This window comes from Brevundimonas diminuta (assembly GCF_039673845.1).
Classification (GTDB): domain Bacteria; phylum Pseudomonadota; class Alphaproteobacteria; order Caulobacterales; family Caulobacteraceae; genus Brevundimonas; species Brevundimonas diminuta_E.
The window spans coordinates 1-15,358 of the sequence record NZ_JBDJMK010000015.1; the positions used below are offsets into that span (position 1 = coordinate 1).

General features: G+C 64.1%; 15 protein-coding genes. 8 read left to right on the plus strand and 7 right to left on the minus strand.

Features of this window, described 5'->3' with window-relative positions:
- Nucleotides 1–276, minus strand: a 276-nt coding sequence (locus tag ABE454_RS15360) for an acyl-CoA dehydrogenase family protein (protein ID WP_346532980.1), incomplete at its 3' end; no start/stop codon positions are given.
- Nucleotides 277–401: 125 nt separating this feature from the next.
- Between ABE454_RS15360 and ABE454_RS15365 the strand changes: the two genes are divergently transcribed.
- From ABE454_RS15365 to ABE454_RS15385, 5 genes are read left to right on the plus strand one after another with little or no spacing between them, the layout of a single operon-like run.
- On the plus strand, nucleotides 402–1,688 hold the full coding sequence (locus ABE454_RS15365; RefSeq protein WP_346532981.1) for an aconitase/3-isopropylmalate dehydratase large subunit family protein: 1,287 nt from the start codon (nucleotides 402–404) through the stop codon (nucleotides 1,686–1,688).
- Nucleotides 1,685–2,173 (plus strand): 3-isopropylmalate dehydratase, encoded by a 489-nt coding sequence (locus ABE454_RS15370; protein WP_346532982.1) that lies wholly within the window; start codon nucleotides 1,685–1,687, stop codon nucleotides 2,171–2,173. Before ABE454_RS15365 ends, ABE454_RS15370 begins: the two co-directional genes overlap by 4 nt.
- Nucleotides 2,170–3,057: an isocitrate lyase/PEP mutase family protein gene (locus ABE454_RS15375; RefSeq protein WP_346532983.1), complete on the plus strand. Its 888-nt coding sequence runs from the start codon at nucleotides 2,170–2,172 to the stop codon at nucleotides 3,055–3,057. Before ABE454_RS15370 ends, ABE454_RS15375 begins: the two co-directional genes overlap by 4 nt.
- Nucleotides 3,054–4,004, plus strand: coding sequence for a polysaccharide deacetylase family protein (locus tag ABE454_RS15380; protein ID WP_346532984.1), 951 nt, complete (start codon nucleotides 3,054–3,056; stop codon nucleotides 4,002–4,004). Before ABE454_RS15375 ends, ABE454_RS15380 begins: the two co-directional genes overlap by 4 nt.
- Complete coding sequence (locus tag ABE454_RS15385; RefSeq protein ID WP_346532985.1) at nucleotides 3,991–4,905, plus strand: polysaccharide deacetylase family protein; 915 nt, start codon at nucleotides 3,991–3,993, stop codon at nucleotides 4,903–4,905. Before ABE454_RS15380 ends, ABE454_RS15385 begins: the two co-directional genes overlap by 14 nt.
- 128 nt (nucleotides 4,906–5,033) lie before the next feature.
- On the opposite strand, the gene ABE454_RS15390 is transcribed toward ABE454_RS15385, so the two are convergent.
- Together ABE454_RS15390 and ABE454_RS15395 are read right to left on the minus strand one after the other, a co-directional pair.
- Nucleotides 5,034–5,726, minus strand: coding sequence for an isochorismatase family protein (locus ABE454_RS15390; protein ID WP_253111486.1), 693 nt, complete (start codon nucleotides 5,724–5,726; stop codon nucleotides 5,034–5,036).
- 90 nt (nucleotides 5,727–5,816) lie between these two features.
- A complete protein-coding gene (locus ABE454_RS15395) occupies nucleotides 5,817–6,617 on the minus strand; it encodes a GntR family transcriptional regulator (protein WP_346532986.1) in 801 nt (266 codons plus the stop codon).
- Nucleotides 6,618–6,744: 127 nt separating this feature from the next.
- Here ABE454_RS15395 and ABE454_RS15400 point away from each other — a divergent pair, with 127 nt between their 5' ends.
- Entirely contained in the window at nucleotides 6,745–7,569 is an 825-nt protein-coding gene (locus ABE454_RS15400; RefSeq protein WP_051040129.1) for a GntR family transcriptional regulator, read from the plus strand.
- Nucleotides 7,570–7,611: 42 nt separating this feature from the next.
- Here ABE454_RS15400 and ABE454_RS15405 read toward each other — a convergent pair whose 3' ends face one another.
- A complete protein-coding gene (locus ABE454_RS15405; RefSeq protein ID WP_346532987.1) occupies nucleotides 7,612–9,066 on the minus strand; it encodes an aldehyde dehydrogenase in 1,455 nt (484 codons plus the stop codon).
- Nucleotides 9,067–9,335: 269 nt separating this feature from the next.
- On the opposite strand from ABE454_RS15405, the gene ABE454_RS15410 reads away from it, so the two are divergent.
- Nucleotides 9,336–10,535, plus strand: a complete 1,200-nt coding sequence (locus ABE454_RS15410; protein WP_346532988.1) for an FAD-dependent oxidoreductase — start codon at nucleotides 9,336–9,338, stop codon at nucleotides 10,533–10,535.
- A gap of 78 nt (nucleotides 10,536–10,613) precedes the next feature.
- Here ABE454_RS15410 and ABE454_RS15415 read toward each other — a convergent pair whose 3' ends face one another.
- Entirely contained in the window at nucleotides 10,614–10,907 is a 294-nt protein-coding gene (locus ABE454_RS15415; protein ID WP_346532989.1) for a hypothetical protein, read from the minus strand.
- Nucleotides 10,908–10,940: 33 nt separating this feature from the next.
- Entirely contained in the window at nucleotides 10,941–11,777 is an 837-nt protein-coding gene (locus tag ABE454_RS15420) for a maleate cis-trans isomerase family protein (RefSeq protein WP_346532990.1), read from the minus strand.
- A 91-nt stretch (nucleotides 11,778–11,868) separates the two neighbouring features.
- Between ABE454_RS15420 and ABE454_RS15425 the strand changes: the two genes are divergently transcribed.
- Entirely contained in the window at nucleotides 11,869–13,029 is a 1,161-nt protein-coding gene (locus ABE454_RS15425) for a class I SAM-dependent methyltransferase (RefSeq protein WP_346532991.1), read from the plus strand.
- Nucleotides 13,030–13,158: 129 nt separating this feature from the next.
- On the opposite strand, the gene ABE454_RS15430 is transcribed toward ABE454_RS15425, so the two are convergent.
- On the minus strand, nucleotides 13,159–15,315 hold the full coding sequence (locus tag ABE454_RS15430) for a TonB-dependent receptor (RefSeq protein WP_346532992.1): 2,157 nt from the start codon (nucleotides 15,313–15,315) through the stop codon (nucleotides 13,159–13,161).
- Nucleotides 15,316–15,358 lie beyond the last annotated feature (43 nt).

The window sequence follows — 15,358 nt, forward strand, 5'->3', positions numbered from 1 at the left end:
CGCGATCAGGCCATAGGCGACGTGGCTGGCGTCAGAGCCGCCGTACTGTTCCGGCAGGGTGGCGCCGAGGAAGCCCATCTCGCCCATCTCGGTCATGATGGCGCGGTCGAACACCTCGTCGCGGAAGGCGGGGACGATGCGCGGCAGCAGGGCCTCACGCGCATAGGACCGGGCGGCGTCCTGAACCATCCGCTCCTCGTCCGTCAGACGCCCCGTCAGGTCGAACGGATCATCCCAGCGAAAAGTTTGGGCGGAAGGGGCGGCGGGGTTCGACATGATGAGCGTTCCTGATGGACTGGAAGATGCGGGAATGCGCTTGCCAAGGCTGCGCGTTTAGATGATATAAAACTATATCATTTGATCCAGCAATGCCCTTGTGCGGCGCATCATCGGGAGAAGGCATGGGCCGGGGCTCCACCCTCGTTGAAAAGATCATAGCCCGGGCGGCGGGTGTGGCCCGGGTTGCGCCCGGCCAACTGGTGACGGCTCAGGTCGATCTGGCCTTTGCGCACGACAGTTCGGGGCCGCGTCGCTGGGCCCCGATGCTGCGCGAACTGGGCGTGGGCCTGTGGGATCCGCAGAAGGTCGCCATCGTCTCTGACCACTATGTTCCGGCGGTGGACGCTGAATCCGCCCGCATCCTGAAGCTGGCGCGAGAGTTCGCCGCCGAACATCAGGTCGGCGCCTTCTTCGACATGGTGGGCATCTGCCATCTGGTCCTGCCCGAGCATGGCCTGATCCGGCCGGGCGCCTTCGTGGCGGGGGGCGACAGTCACTCGCCGACGGCGGGGGCCTTCGGCGCCTATGCAGCAGGCTATGGCGCCACCGACATGGCCGCCATCGTCGCCACCGGCGAAACCTGGCTGGCCGTGCCCGAGACGATCCGCGTCGAGTGGTCGGGCCGGTTCGGCGCGGGCGTTGCGGCCAAGGACATCATGCTGTTCCTGTGCCGCGAACTGGGCATGGACAACGCCTTCAAGGCCATTGAATACGGCGGCGACACGGTCGAGGGCCTGTCGATGGCCGAGCGCATGGTCCTGTGCAACATGGCCGCCGAACTGGGCTGCGAAGCCGGGGTCGTGGCGCCGGACCGGACCACCTTCGACTATCTGCGCGCGGCCGGGCGTCCGGTGGAGGATGAGGCGGCGGCTCTGGCGCTGGCGTCGGACCGTGATGCTGTCTACGCCGCCGTTCACCGCTTCGATGCGGCGACGCTGCAGCCGCAGATCGCCGCGCCGCATGATCCGTCACGCACTCAGGACGTGACCGAACACGCCGGGATCAAGGTGGATCAGTGCTATATCGGCGCCTGCGTCGGAGCCAAGATCGAAGACCTGCGCATGGCCGCCGCCGTGTTGAAGGGCCGCAGGGTGTCGCCGGACACCCGCTTGCTGATCGCCCCGGCGTCTCAGAAAACCACGACGACAGCGACGCAGGACGGCACCTTGCAGACGCTGATGGAGGCGGGAGCGGTCCTGCTGCCGTCCGGCTGCGGCGCCTGCGCCGGCTATGGCGCCGGGGTGCTGGCGGATGGCGAGGTCTGCATCTCTTCGACCAACCGCAACTTCAAGGGACGCATGGGATCCAAGGAGGCGCAGGTCTATCTCGGCTCGCCCTATTCCGTGGCCGCCGCTGCTGTTGCAGGCCGCATCGCCGATCCGCGTCAGTTTCTGGGAGAGACGGCATGAGCGGTCGGGCTTTCGTCTTCGGCGACAATATCGACACCGACGTCATGGCGCCGGGCACGCTGATGAAGCTGCCGCCCGAGGAACTGGCGCAACATTGTCTAGCGGCTGTCGATCCTGACTTCGCCCGCACGGTGGCCAAGGGCGACTTCGTCGTCGGCGGCCGCAGCTTCGGCATCGGCTCGTCGCGCGAACAGGCGGCGGTGTCCTTGAGCCTGCTGGGCGTGCGCGCCGTGATCGCGCGCTCTTTCGCCCGCATCTTCTGGCGCAATGCGATCAATCTGGGGGTGCCCTGCATCACCCTTGAGCAGGCGGGCGAAATTTCCGCAGGCGACCGATTGGAGGTCGATCTGGCGGCTGGGCGTCTGACGAATCTGACGACGAGGCAGGGCTATGATTTCACGCCCCTGCCGCCGCACCTTATGGCCATGATGGATGACGGGGGGCTGATGCCGCACCTGAAGAAGAAGCTGGCGGGCGCCGCATGAGCGAGCGTCTGAACCTGCGTCGTCGGCTCAAGCAGTCGCCCGCCCTGCTGGCGCCGGGCTGCTATGACGCCCTGTCCGGCCTGCTGATCCAGCAGGCGGGATTCGAGGCGGCCTATCTGTCGGGCGCCTCGGTCGCCTATACCCAGCTGGGGCGGCCCGATATCGGTCTGGTCAGTCTGGATCATGTCGTTGACGTGGCGGCGCGCATCACCGAGCGGATCGACATTCCTCTGATCGTCGATGCCGATACCGGCTTCGGCAACGCCCTGAACATGGGCCGGACGGTGCGGCTGTTCGAGCGTGCGGGCGCCCGCGCGATCCAGATCGAGGACCAGACCTTCCCCAAGCGGTGCGGCCATCTGCGCGGCAAGGGCGTGATTTCGGCGCCGGAGATGGCGGGCAAGGTCCGCGCCGCCGTCGACGCGCGCCACGACGACGACACCCTGATCATCGCCCGCACCGACGCCATCGCGGTCGAAGGCTTTGAAGCGGCGATGGATCGCGCCGAACTGTTCCTTGAGGCCGGGGCCGACGTCCTGTTCGTCGAGGCGCCGCGTGATCTGGATCAGATGCGGGCGGTGGCTGAACGCTTCGCCGCCCGTGTTCCCCTGCTGGCCAATATGGTCGAGGGCGGAGACACGCCGCTGAGTTCGGCCGACAGCCTGTCTGACCTTGGCTATCGTCTGGTCATCGCGCCGGGCGCGATGGTGCGGGCCGTCATTCCGGCCGTCGAAGCCTTCCTGTCGGTGCTGAAGCGCGATGGCGGCACGGCGGCGCACCGGGCGCACATGACCGACCTGATGGGGGTCAACGACCGCATCGGCCTGGATGAGATGATGGCGCTGGGACAGCGATACGAAGCGCAGGAAGAGGAGAAGGCATGACCGTCGCAGACCCCAACCTCTACGACTACTGGCCCTATCGGGACCGGCCGAAGATCGTCTGGCCCGGCGGCAAGAAGCTGGCCTTCTGGGTCGCTCCGAACATCGAGTTCTATGAGTTCGATCCCGCGAAGAACCCCGGCCGCGCAGGCTGGCCCAAGCCTGCGCCCGATGTCGTCGCCTATTCCCAGCGCGACTGGGGCAACCGCGTCGGCCACTGGCGGTTGATGGAGCTTTTGGACAAATACGGCCTGCGCGGCTCGGTGTCGCTGAACGTCGCCCTGTGCGACCACCATCCCGAGATCATCGAGGCCTGCGTCGAGCGGAACTGGGAGTTCTTCTCGCACGGCATCTACAACACCCGCTATTCCTACGGCATGGATGAGGCGCAGGAGCGCGCCATCATCGAGGACGCCATACGGACTGTCGAAAAGGCCAGCGGCCAACGTATCCGCGGCTATCTGGCTCCGGCTCTGACGCACACCGAACGGACGCTGGATCTGATCGCCGAGAACGACTTCTGGTACACCTGCGACCTGTTTCAGGACGACCAGCCGCAGCCGGTGAAGACAGCGTCGGGCAAGCTGATTTCGCTGCCCTATTCGCTGGAAGTGAACGACGTCATCACCTACGGCGCACTGGGGATGAGCCCGGTGCGCTACACCGACATCCTGAAGCGGCACTTCGACCAACTGCTGGAAGAGGGCGAGCAGAGCGGCACCGTCATGTGCATTCCGCTGCACGCCTATCTGGTCAGCCAGCCGCACCGCATTGGCCCGTTCGAAGAGGCGCTGAAACACGTGATGGGCCACGCCGACGACGTGTGGTTCGCCACCGGCGCTGAGATCGCGGGCTACTATCGTGACCACTGCTGGGACCAGACGCAGGCCGACATAGCGGCCAAGGGCTGCGCGACCGGAGGAAAGGGGTTCGGCCATGGCGCTGCCTGAGGACTATCTGACCTATCCGCACCGCTCCTACGGCATGGATCAGACGCTGTATCCGTGGCGTCCGGCGACCGAGCGGCCGAAGATCGCCTGGCCGGACGGCAAAACGGCCGCCGCCATGATCGTGGTCCCGCTGGAGTTCCACCGCCTGAACCCGCAAGGCAAGCCGTTCAAGCACCCCGGCGCCATGCAGACGACCTATCCGGATCTGCGCCATTTCACGACGCGCGATTATGGCAATCGGGTCGGGGTGTTCCGCATTCTGGACGCGCTGAAGGCGAGAGGGCTGAAGGCGGTGTTTCCGATCAATGCGGTCCTGCTGGAACGCGCCCGGCCGCTGGTTGAGGCCATCCTGACCGACGGGCATGAGATCGCCGCCTATGGCTGGGAGGCGGACTGCATCCACTGGAGCGGGCTTGAGCCGGGCGTCGAAGCGGAGTGGATTGGCCGCACGTGCGACGCCTTCGACAGGGCCGGGCTGAAGCCGCGCGCCTGGATGAGCCCGGCGCGGCAGCAGTCGTTCCAGACGCTGGAGCTGATCGCCGAAGCGGGCTTCGACATCTGTCTGGACTGGGAGCAGGACACGGTTCCCGTGCCGATGCAGACCGAAAAGGGCGTGGTCTGGGCGGCGCCTCTGTCGAATGAACTGGACGACCGCACCCTGTTGACCGTGCGCCTTCAGACCGAGGACGAATGGGCCGATCAGGTGCTGGAGGCGATCCGCCTGCACAAGGCCGAGGCCGACCGTTTCGGCGGCCAGGTCGTCGGCTTCACCCTGACACCCTACGTCAGCGGCCTGCCGTTCCGGATGAAGTCTGTCCGCCGCGTGCTGGACGGTCTGGCGCAGGATGACGCCGTATGGACCACCGGCGTCTCAGAGATTGTCGAGGCGGCGTGCGGCTGACGCCGCCGTCGTCCCGGCTCCAGACTCGGCCGTCGCCCCCATCCTTCGGCCGGGAAGCGTAAAAGCGTAAAAAAGAAGGGCGGCGGATTTCGGTCCGCCGCCCTTCGGTTCTTCAGGCTGCCGTCGGCTCAGCGCGCGGCCAGCCAGTCCAGCACCTCCTGCGCCGACACCACGTCGGCGTATTTCAGCTGAAGGTCGGTCAGATTGGCGTAGTGGTAGCTCTCGTGCTTGTCCGCCACGCACTCCTCGGCGACGATGGTGCGGAAGCCGTACGACAGGCTGTCCACCGCCGTGGCGCGCACGCAGCCCGAGGTCGAGCCCCCCGTCACCAGCACCGTATCCACCTTGTGCCAGCGCAGGTAGGAGTTCAGCGGCGTCTCGAAGAAGGCCGAGGGCATCCGCTTGGTGTAGATCAGGTCCACAGCCTCATCGATCTGGCAGCGCGGATCGAGGGCGTGGCGTTCGGACCCGTATTTGATGTTCTGCAGGCTGTCGGGCGTGTCGGTGCGCGTGCCCCAGACGCCCGCGTCCCCGGCGTCGGCCTTATAGGCCACATGGCTCCAGATCACCGGCATCCCCTTGGCGCGCGCGGCGGCCGAGATGCGGTTGGTGAAGCCGATCTGGTCGGGATGGGTCACATAGGCCGTCTTCGGAAACAGGTCGGGGCGGGTGTAGGACTGCTGGAAGTCGACGTTCACGACGGCCAGTTTCTCGCCGAAGCCGAAACGGGCGCGGGCGGGATTGGCCTTGACCGCCTCGAACAACTCGCGCGCGGTCTTGTTCTCGCAGATCATGGTCGGTTCGAAGACAAGGTCGCTCACGGTCGGTCTGTCCTTAATGGTATAAAGATAGGCCAACTATAGACGGTCCTGCGGCGGGCGCCAGCCGGTCCTGAGACGGCGCAGCGGAAATCAGGCGCCGTCCTGCCAGTTTCCTTCTTCGCGGCGGCTGAGCAGGTGATAGCGGAAGCGGTCGGCGTGATAATGAGCGTGAATATACTGGACCGGTTCGCCGTCGGCCCGGCGCATGATCCGCTCGATCCTGAGCAGGGGCGATCCGATCGCCACCTGGAGCGCCGAGGCCGCAGCGGTGTCCGCTCCGACTGACGAGATCCACAGTTCAGCCTCATGCGGCGTCGCCCCGGCCCGCTCCAGCAGGTCCAGCATGGACTGTTCAGCGAAGGCGGCGTCGTCGCATCCGCTGGCCACGAACTCTGGCAACCACGACACCAGATAGGAAAACGGCGTTTCGCCCAACCGACGCAGGCGGATGATGCGCCGCACAGGGGCGCCCGGGTTGACCGCCAGCGCGTGCGCGACGTCGCTATCGGCGGCGACGGACCGGCTTTCCAGCAACTCGACCTGGGTTTCGTGCCCCATGGTCTTGAGCGAATCCATCAGGGTCGAAAAGGACCCCGTCACAACCGGCAGTTCGACCTGCGGCGCCACCACCGTGCCGCGGCCCCGATGGCGCGTGACCAGGCCCGCATCGGCCAGTTCATTCATGGCGCGCTTGATCGTTATTCGCGACGCGCCCAGCAATTCTGCAATCTGATGCTCCCCGGGCAACAGGGAACCGGGCGGAAACATGCCGCGCCGGATGCGCTCGGCCAGCAGCAGCCGAACCTGATGATACAGGGGGATCGGCAGCCTGTCGTCCAGAAGCTCGGGACGCAGATCCAGGGCGTCGTCTGTGGGCGGGGATGATGTCATGCCGTCTTGTGTGGCTTGCGGCGGCGACGGAGACAAGCCGGTGTGGCCAAGCCGCTAAGGTCTGATAATAAGCACAAGTTCGCTAATTGACGACGCAGGCCCTGACGCCAGCGTGTGGAGGATGAGCTTGGCCAGACAGGGCGCCGGGGCAGGGACCGATATCGGTCGGCGCAGCCTCAAGGCGGACGGCGGTTCCAGCAGCCTGCCGATCTACCACCAGCTGACCACCATTCTGCGTCAGCAGATCAAGGACAGCGCCTTTGCGCCCGAGCAGCCGCTGCCGTCCGAAATGCAGCTGGCGGCGGCCTATGACGTGTCGCGCGTGACGGTGCGGCGCGCGCTGGATCTGCTGGAACGCGAAGGCTGGATTCGACGCAAGCATGGCGTCGGCACCTTCGTCGCCCCGCGCGCGGATGAGGCGCAGCGAGAGGAAAGCCGGGTGTCGGGTCTGGTCGAGAACCTCATCACCCTGGGGCTTGAGACGACGGCGCGGCTGCTGGCCTATGAACCCGAGGCGCCGACGCCGGCCGCCGTGCTTCAGGCGCTGGACCTTCCCGCCGACGAGCGGGCGCTGCGGATCGAGCGCCTGCGTTTCTTCAAGGACAAGCCCCTGTCGGTGACGACGGTGTGGCTGCCGAGCTCGGTCGCCCACCTGACGCCCCGGAGCGTCATCGACGACCGGCCGATCATGCGCATTCTGGAAGGCGGGGGGATACGCGCCCAGCGCGCCGAACAGACCATCAGCGCCATTCCCGCCGACGACGCGGCGGCCAATAAGCTGAATGTGGCCATCGGGGCGCCGCTGCTGCGTCTGCGCCGGACGGTGTTCGACGGGGACGGCCGCCCGTTCGAGCACCAGGTCGGCCTCTATAATCCCGATCAGTATGAGTACCACATGCTGCTGACGCGCGATAACAGCTCAGCCCGTCCGCAGTGGCGCCACATCGGCTGAGATAAAGCGCGGCGGGACAGGCCCGCCGCAACTCCGTCGGGATCAGACGCCGAACTTGCGCAGCGGCACGTCGGCCAGAGGAATGGTCGTCGTCTTCTCTTCGGTGAAGAAGGCCATGGAGGCGGCGGCGCCGTCGCGACCCAGACCTGAATCCTTCACGCCGCCGAACGGCGCGCGCAGTTCACGCACCATCGGGGTGTTGACCCACATCAGACCTGTGCGAACCGCCTGACTGACCCGCAGCGCCTTGTCGATGTTCTGCGTCCAGCAATAGCCGACCAGGCCGAACTGGCTTTCATTGGCCATGCGGACGGCGTCCTCCATGTCGCTGAATTTCACGAAGGCGGCGAAGGGGCCGAAGATTTCCTCCTGACAGACGCGGTCGCTGTTGCTGGGCGCCAGGACGGCGGTCGGCTCGATGAAGTAGCCCGGCCGGTCCAGCGCCTTGCCCCCGGTCAGCAGGGTCGCGCCCTGACTTTTGGCGATGTCGACATAGGACAGGATGTGCTGACGGTGACGGGCCGAGGCGATGGGGCCGATCTCGGTGGCGTCGTCCAGCGGGTCGCCGACGCGGATCTTTCGCGCCCGCTCGACGAAGCGATCGACGAACTCGTCGAAGATGGAATCCTGCACCAGGATGCGCGACCCGGCCAGGCACTGTTGCCCGTTGTTCGAGAAGATGGAGATCAGGGCGCCGTCCAGGGCTCGCTCCTGATCGGCGTCGGCGAAGATGATGTTGGCCGACTTGCCGCCCAGCTCCATCGCCGCCGGTTTCAGTCGCCGACCGGCCGCCTGCATGATGTGGCGGCCCGTCTCTGTCCCGCCGGTGAAGGCGATCAGATCGACCTCGGGGTGATCCACCAGGGCGGCGCCCGTCACCGCCCCGCGCCCGTTCACCAGGTTCACCACGCCCGGCGGCGTGATGGTATTGATGATCTCGACCATGCGCGCCAGCGACAGCGGCGTCTGTTCCGACGGCTTCAGCACGCAGGTGTTGCCGAAGGCGATGGCCGAGGCGACCTTCATCGACGCCAACGCCAGCGGTGAATTCCACGGCGCGATCAGGGCGGCCACGCCGACGGGGTGGCGCGTGACGAAGGTCAGGTGATCCTTGATCTGCTGCCAGACCTGACCGGGCTGCTGGCTGATGGCCTCGGCGAAAAAGCGGAAATTGTGAGCGGCGCGGACGACCTGGCGACTGAGCACGTCGCGGCGGACGATCCCGGCGTTCAGCGTTTCTAGTGTCGCCAGTTCCATGGCGTGGGCGTCGATGGCATCTGCGATCCGATACAGCACCGCCTGGCGTGCATCGACCGACATTTCACGCCACGACGGATCATCGAAAGCCCGTCGGGCGGAGCGGACCGCACGATCGACTTCCGCGGCGTCGGCTTCCTGTAGTTCAGAGATGATCTCGCCGTTGCCGGGGTAGAAGGCGGGCAGGCGGTAGCCGCCGCGCTCGCCGATCCATGCGCCGTCGATGAAGCTTGTGACCAAGTCTGGGGCTAGGTCGAGCGGAAGTGCAGGGGCGGGCATGGCGGTCATCCTGATACTGTGGTGACTTGTGTTGTTTTCAAGCTAATACGTGATGGGGGCGGGCTGCAAGGCCGCGTCGGTCTACGCGTCCGTCCACATGTCATTGCCTAGTTGCAGCGCTTCTTGATTTCGTGGCTTGGGCCGTTTTGACCTCGACATGTGGCTTCCCTCTTGCCGGAATGGCGAACAAATGTATTAAGTCAAATACAAGTAAGGTTGAGGTCGCCAATATGCAGCAATGGGACGCCCAAGTGGTCATCGTCGGCGCCGGTCCGGTTGGATTGAGCGCGGCTATGCGGCTGGAGGCCTTCGGGATTTCGGCCGTTGTGCTTGAGGCTGAAACAGAGCTGCCTGAAGACCTGCGGGCCTCGACTTTTCATCCGCCGACGTTGGACATGTTGGCTCAGTACGGCCTCGCCGATCCGCTGATTGAGCAGGGGTTGAAGTGCGAGCAGTGGCAGGTTCGTCAGCACGAAACGGGCGAGCGAGCTGTTTTCGATCTGTCCTTGTTGCAGGGGGAGACCCAACACCCTTTTCGTCTGCAATGTGAACAGTTCCGCCTGTGCCGCATCCTGGCCGACCATCTGGTCGATGCGCGTCATGTCGAGATCCGGATGGGCGCGTCGGTTAGCGCCATCGACCAGGATGAAAGCGGCGTCTCCGTAACCTATGAGCAGAATGGTCAGACCTATGCCCTGCGCTGTCGCTACCTCATCGGAGCTGACGGCGCACGTAGCGCGGTGCGGAGCCTGCTGGGCTGGGAATTTGACGGCAAGACATACCCTGAGACGACGATCCTGGCGATCACGGGCTTCCCCTTTGAGGACCACCTGGAGGGCCTGTCAAACGTCAATTACTGTTGGACGAATGGCGGCACCTTCTCCTTGCTCAAGCTGAAGGATTTCTGGCGCTGTAGCCTTTATCCGCGCGGCGAAGAGTCCATTGAGGAAGCGCTGGCGCCCGACAGCATCGAGGCCAAGCTGCAGGGCATCGTCGCTCGTGACCAGCGCTATGACGTGCTGGAAATCCGCCCCTATCGCGTACACATGCGTATTGCGCCGGACTACCGCAGCGGACGTGTCGTTCTCGCGGGCGACGCCGCTCATATCAACAGTCCGTCGGGCGGTATGGGCATGAACGGAGGCATTCATGACGCCTTCAACCTGACCGAGAAGCTCAAGGCGGTTCTGAATGGTGCGGACGAAGCGCTGTTGGACCTCTACACTCGGCAGCGCCGTCCTATTGCGGAGCAGGAAATCCTGGCTCAGGCGGATCGTAATCGAGGGCGCATGCAGGAGCGAGATCCCGAGCGTCGACGGGTCATGATGGCGGACATGCAGGCTATGCTGGCCGACCCGGTACGTCACAAGGACTATGTGATGCGCTCATCCATGATCGATGGCCTGCGCAAAGCCGCGCATTTGACCTGACAAGAAGGCTTCTGGCCATTTAAGGGGGATGGTCGGGGCGGCGGGCCGGGGAGATGGCGTCCCGGCCCGTCTTTTGAATCAGGCCTCTATCTGCCCCTTCAAGACATCAACCTCTTCTTGAAGCACATAGAATATGCGGTCGGTCAGGGCGGCGTGGCGGGCGCGACGGGCATCAATCTGCGTTTGCGTCAGCGTATGATGGTCTACTGCGTCCGGCGCCAGAACGCCTTGATCCGCCAGCAAGCCTTCGAGCGTGGCGACACGATCGCTCAAACCGGCGACCTCGGTGACCAGAGCGGTGATGATGGCGGTCAGGCGATCGTTGGCCGTGTCTGCGAAGAAAGTCGGCCGGGGCGGTTTGGGTGTGGACATTGAAAGCTCCTCGAAGTGGAAATGAAAGAGATGTCAGGCGTGCTTCATGCGGTCGCGGACCGTAGGGAAGCGGCTCCACAGTCGGTCTCGCCATGAGGCGTCAGGCGCTAGCCAGGCGGCGATTGACGAGGGGGCTTCCAGGCCAAGCGCCGCGGTTACGGACCATGCGGTCGCCAGGTTTGACGACAGGATGGGCGTGGCTGTCTCGCGGCTGGCGACCGCAAGGGCGGCCAGGCTGGGCGCACCGGTCCCCATGGCGACTATGGCGTCGACATCGCGAGCATCGATGCACTGACGCAGACCATTCAGTAGGGACGCAGCCGTCTGACCGTAAATCGGATGGGTAGCGTTCGGCGCTAGGGGAGACTGGATGACGGCGGCGATCTGATAGCCAGCATTGCGCCAATGAACTTCGGCAGCATGGGTCAGCGGCGCTGGATAGGGGCTGAGCAGGGTGATGCGTTGTGCGCCTAATGAATCCAGAGCGTCTTTCAGGGCATCTGCGGCGCAGATGACAGGGCAGGACGTGGCCGAACGCTGAAGCGGTGCTGGACGACGCCGTGAAGGGCCAAGCAGATAGGTAGAGCCTGTGCAGGCGAAGGCGATGGCGTCCAGCGGCGCTTCCCCGAAAGGCGCCAGCCATTCCTCCAGGCGCATTTCATAATTGACCAAACGATCGTTCATCCCGGTATGGGGAGCATACATGCGCGCGGTCAGCAGATTGATATCCGACGGCAGCAGGACGGACAGCTCCGGCTCCGCAGTGGGGTTTTCCGCAGGTGTCAGCAGGGCGACGACGCCGCCTGCTCCAAGATCGGGGCGATCTTTCCGGGCGCGTTCGGCATGGGCGTAAGGCGGTGTTGGGGCCATGGTCCGATCCAGCAAGAGAGCTTCCGCTCAAGAGGTATTTGAGATAATACATCCTGACGGACTGAACGCCAGTCGAACATGGAGAGAGCGCATGATCATCGACCGTACGGCCACCCATGAGCTTCTGGCTCGGCCGCTTCATGACGAGGCGGCGCGCACCCAGTACATCGTTCAGTTGAAGAACCGCCTGCGCCGTTATGAGGACGCGAATAAAACCGCTCTCGATGCTCGTGCAGGTCCGGCCTGGGCCACGACGACTGGGCGGCGCCCTGAAACGGTCGAGGAAATCACCGCCGCCATGATCGGCGACCCCTTCTATCAGATTTGGAGCGCTTTCAGTCGCAGTGCTCAGGACGTAATGTGGAACTCGGTGGGCGAAACCATCCATCGTGAGCTTCCACGCATGAAGGATGTGGCCGCGCGTCTGGCCAACGCGCCAGCGGGCGGCAGTTGCGAAACGCGTCCTGATTTCAAGGCTCCCGCTGACGCCTATGCAGGGCATATTCACGGTCAGCCTGGCGGCTACATGCTGGGCGAGAGCTCTGCGGACGATTTTGTCGCTGGCGCTTATTATGAGAGCGGAGGCAACGCCTATTCGTTGGGCGTCGGCATCGGTACTCGAGATTCCAAATCTGCGGCCGTTATTGAATTTCTGGCGGATCGATATCCGGGTTTCAAGCCGCGTCGCATCCTTGATCTGGCCTGTGCCTCTGGGGGCGCCACCGTCGGCTATGCGGCGGCCTTTCCGGAAGCTGAGGTCTATGGCGTGGATGTCGCTCCAGGCCTATTGCGCTACGCCCATATCCGAGCCGAGGCGATGGGGTTCAAGGCGCACTTCCGCCAGATGGACGCGGGCGACATGCCGTTCGGAGACGAAAGCTTCGACCTGGTCGTGTCGCATAACATGATGCATGAGGTGTCGCGCGCTTCATTGGGCCGCATCTTTAGTGAAGCGCGCCGCGTGCTGCGTCCTGGCGGGGTGGTGGTGCATCAGGACGTGCCGATGAAAGGCGCTGACTTCAGCGCCTTCGAAAAGTTCATCTTCGCCTGGCAAACGAAGAATAACGATGAACCCTTCTGGGACGAATTCCTCACCACCCAGGCGCCTGAAGTCATGCTGGAGGCGGGTTTCGCCTCTGATGAGGTGCTGGAGACGACCGTGAGGATGCGAGACGGCCCGCGCGCCTGGTATGTGGTGCTGGGTGAGAAGCCGGATGCCGAGGGGCGCCGAGGGACAGCCTCCACCATTTGATCGAAACGCTGCTCAGATATCAGCCCCGGGTGCGCCGCCGCCCGGGGCGCTTTTCTGTCTGGGGGCTGTGGGCATGAAAAAGGCCTGCGGCGTAAACCGCAGGCCCTGTTTACATAATCGCCAGGGCGATCAGAAGTTGGCTTCGTATGTCAGGCCGATCTGGCGCCCGCGCGGCAGGGAGCCGACGAAGCCCCGCTTGCTGGTGCTGAAGTCCGAGTAGCGGATGATGCCGACCGGATCGATGTTGTCGAATATGTTACGCCCAAACAGGATCACTCGGTGCATGCCGCGCTCCCATCCCAACTGGACATTCGCGGTATCACGCCCATCGACCCAGGCCAGGTTGGCGACCTGATCATATTTCTTCGAGCGGAAGGAATAGGAGCCGTCGATGAAGAAGCGGTTCTCGCCGACGTGCCAGGCGTAGTTGCTGCCCAGCGAGTATTGAATCTTGGGCGCGTTCGGGATGGCCTTGCCGCGCACATCGCCGTCGCCTCCGCTCAGGGTGGCGAAGTCCGGGTCAGTGGCGTTGGTGTATTCAGAGTCCGCATAGGCGAATGTGCCGCGCACGGACCAGTCGGAGGTGATCTTGGTCTGGGCCTCGACCTCGACGCCCTTGACCTCGACCTCGCCCACATTGCGAATGAAGGAAACGGTTTCGGTCGAGGACAGATTTGCGACCTGAGTCATCTGCTGGTTCGACCAGTCGATATAGTAACCGGCGACATTCAGGCGGACGCGGCGGTTGAACAGGTCGCTCTTGAAGCCGAGTTCATAGTTCCAGGCGGTTTCCTCACCGTAAGAGCGATCCGCGGGGGCCAGGCGCACATCGGTGTTGAAGCCGCCCGGTTTGTTGCCGCGCGCCACCAGGCCGTAGAACATCAGGTCGTCGTTTGCCTTGTACGACAGGGTGAAGCGCGGATTGGTCGAGCGATAGGTCGCCTCATAATCGAAGTTGGAGTCGCCGCCGGTCAGATGCAGCTTCTCTTCGGCGACGCGTACTTCGGCTGTGCCCGACAGCTTTTCGGTGAAGTCGAAACCGACCAGGCCGAACGCAGCAAGGTTTTCGGTCTGGATCGTGCCGTTGTCCTGCAGGGCGCGCGAGACATAGCGATAACGTCCATCCCGACGATCGCTGTTGAAGTAATAGGCCCCTGCCATCCAGTGCAGGCGTTCTCCGCGTGGTGAAGCGATGCGGAGCTCCTGACTGAAGCCCTTGATGTTCACCCGGTCGTCAACATGCAGCGAGCCGCCCAGCAGGCGCTGGGGCAGGTAGTCCAGATCGGCCTTACGGTGCTCTTCAGAGTCGTTGTAGGCGCTGATCGAGGTCAGGGTGTAGCCGCCGCGCTCATACTCTGCGGTCAGGCTCACGCGGCCGGTCTTGCGTTCGACGCCGCCGCCGCCGATCTCGTCCAGGTTCAGGCCGATCATGTCCGGCGTGATGTTGATGGCGCCGCAGTAATACTGGGTGCGGGTATCGAGATAACAGTTGTTGGCGCTGGATCGCTGAATCGCCATCGGCTCATGGCCGTCGTCGTTGTGGGCGTATGAACCGCGCAGGATGAAGCTCAGATCCGACGTCGGCGTGTACATCAGCGCCAGGGTGCCGCCGACAGTCTTTTCCTGACCTATGGTCTTGCCGTCGCTGGGCGTGCCGGGCGCATTGTTCCGGTACTCGCCGCCATAGGTGTAGTAGTTGACCGAGGCCTGTGCTGACAGAACGTCCTTCACCAGCGGGCCGCTCAGGCCCATCAGGAAGTTGTACTCATCATGCTCGGCCGCCGTGGCGCGGATCAGGCCCTCGACCTCTTGTGACGGCTTGCGCGTGGTGTAGCTGATGGCGCCTGAGAAGGTCTGGCGGCCGTACAGGGCCGACTGCGGGCCCTTGATCACTTCAACCTGGTCGACGAAGGCCATTTCAGTCGCGAACAGGCTGTCCGGGATATAGACGCCATCGATAAAGGAAGCGGCGTTTGGCGAGCCAAAGACGTTGGCTTGGCCGCGGATGACCGGGCGTTCGAAACGGCGACCCTGATCCTTTTCGATGTTCAGGCCGGGCGCGATTGAGGACAGGTCCGTGACTTCGCGTATACCGCGGCGCTGCATCTCTTCGGCGTTCAGAGCGGTGATGGCCAGCGGCACTTCCTGCAGGCGTTCGCTGGTTTTGCGTGCAGTGACGATGACTTCATCGACCTGAACGACGTCCTGAGCGGCGGCTGTGCCTGCTAAAACGGTAAAGCCAGCCGCTATGGCGGACATAGCCAAGGCTTGGGTACGATATCCCATTGTCACTCCCCTTCACGCTCTTATGTTCGAGCATGTATCTTTA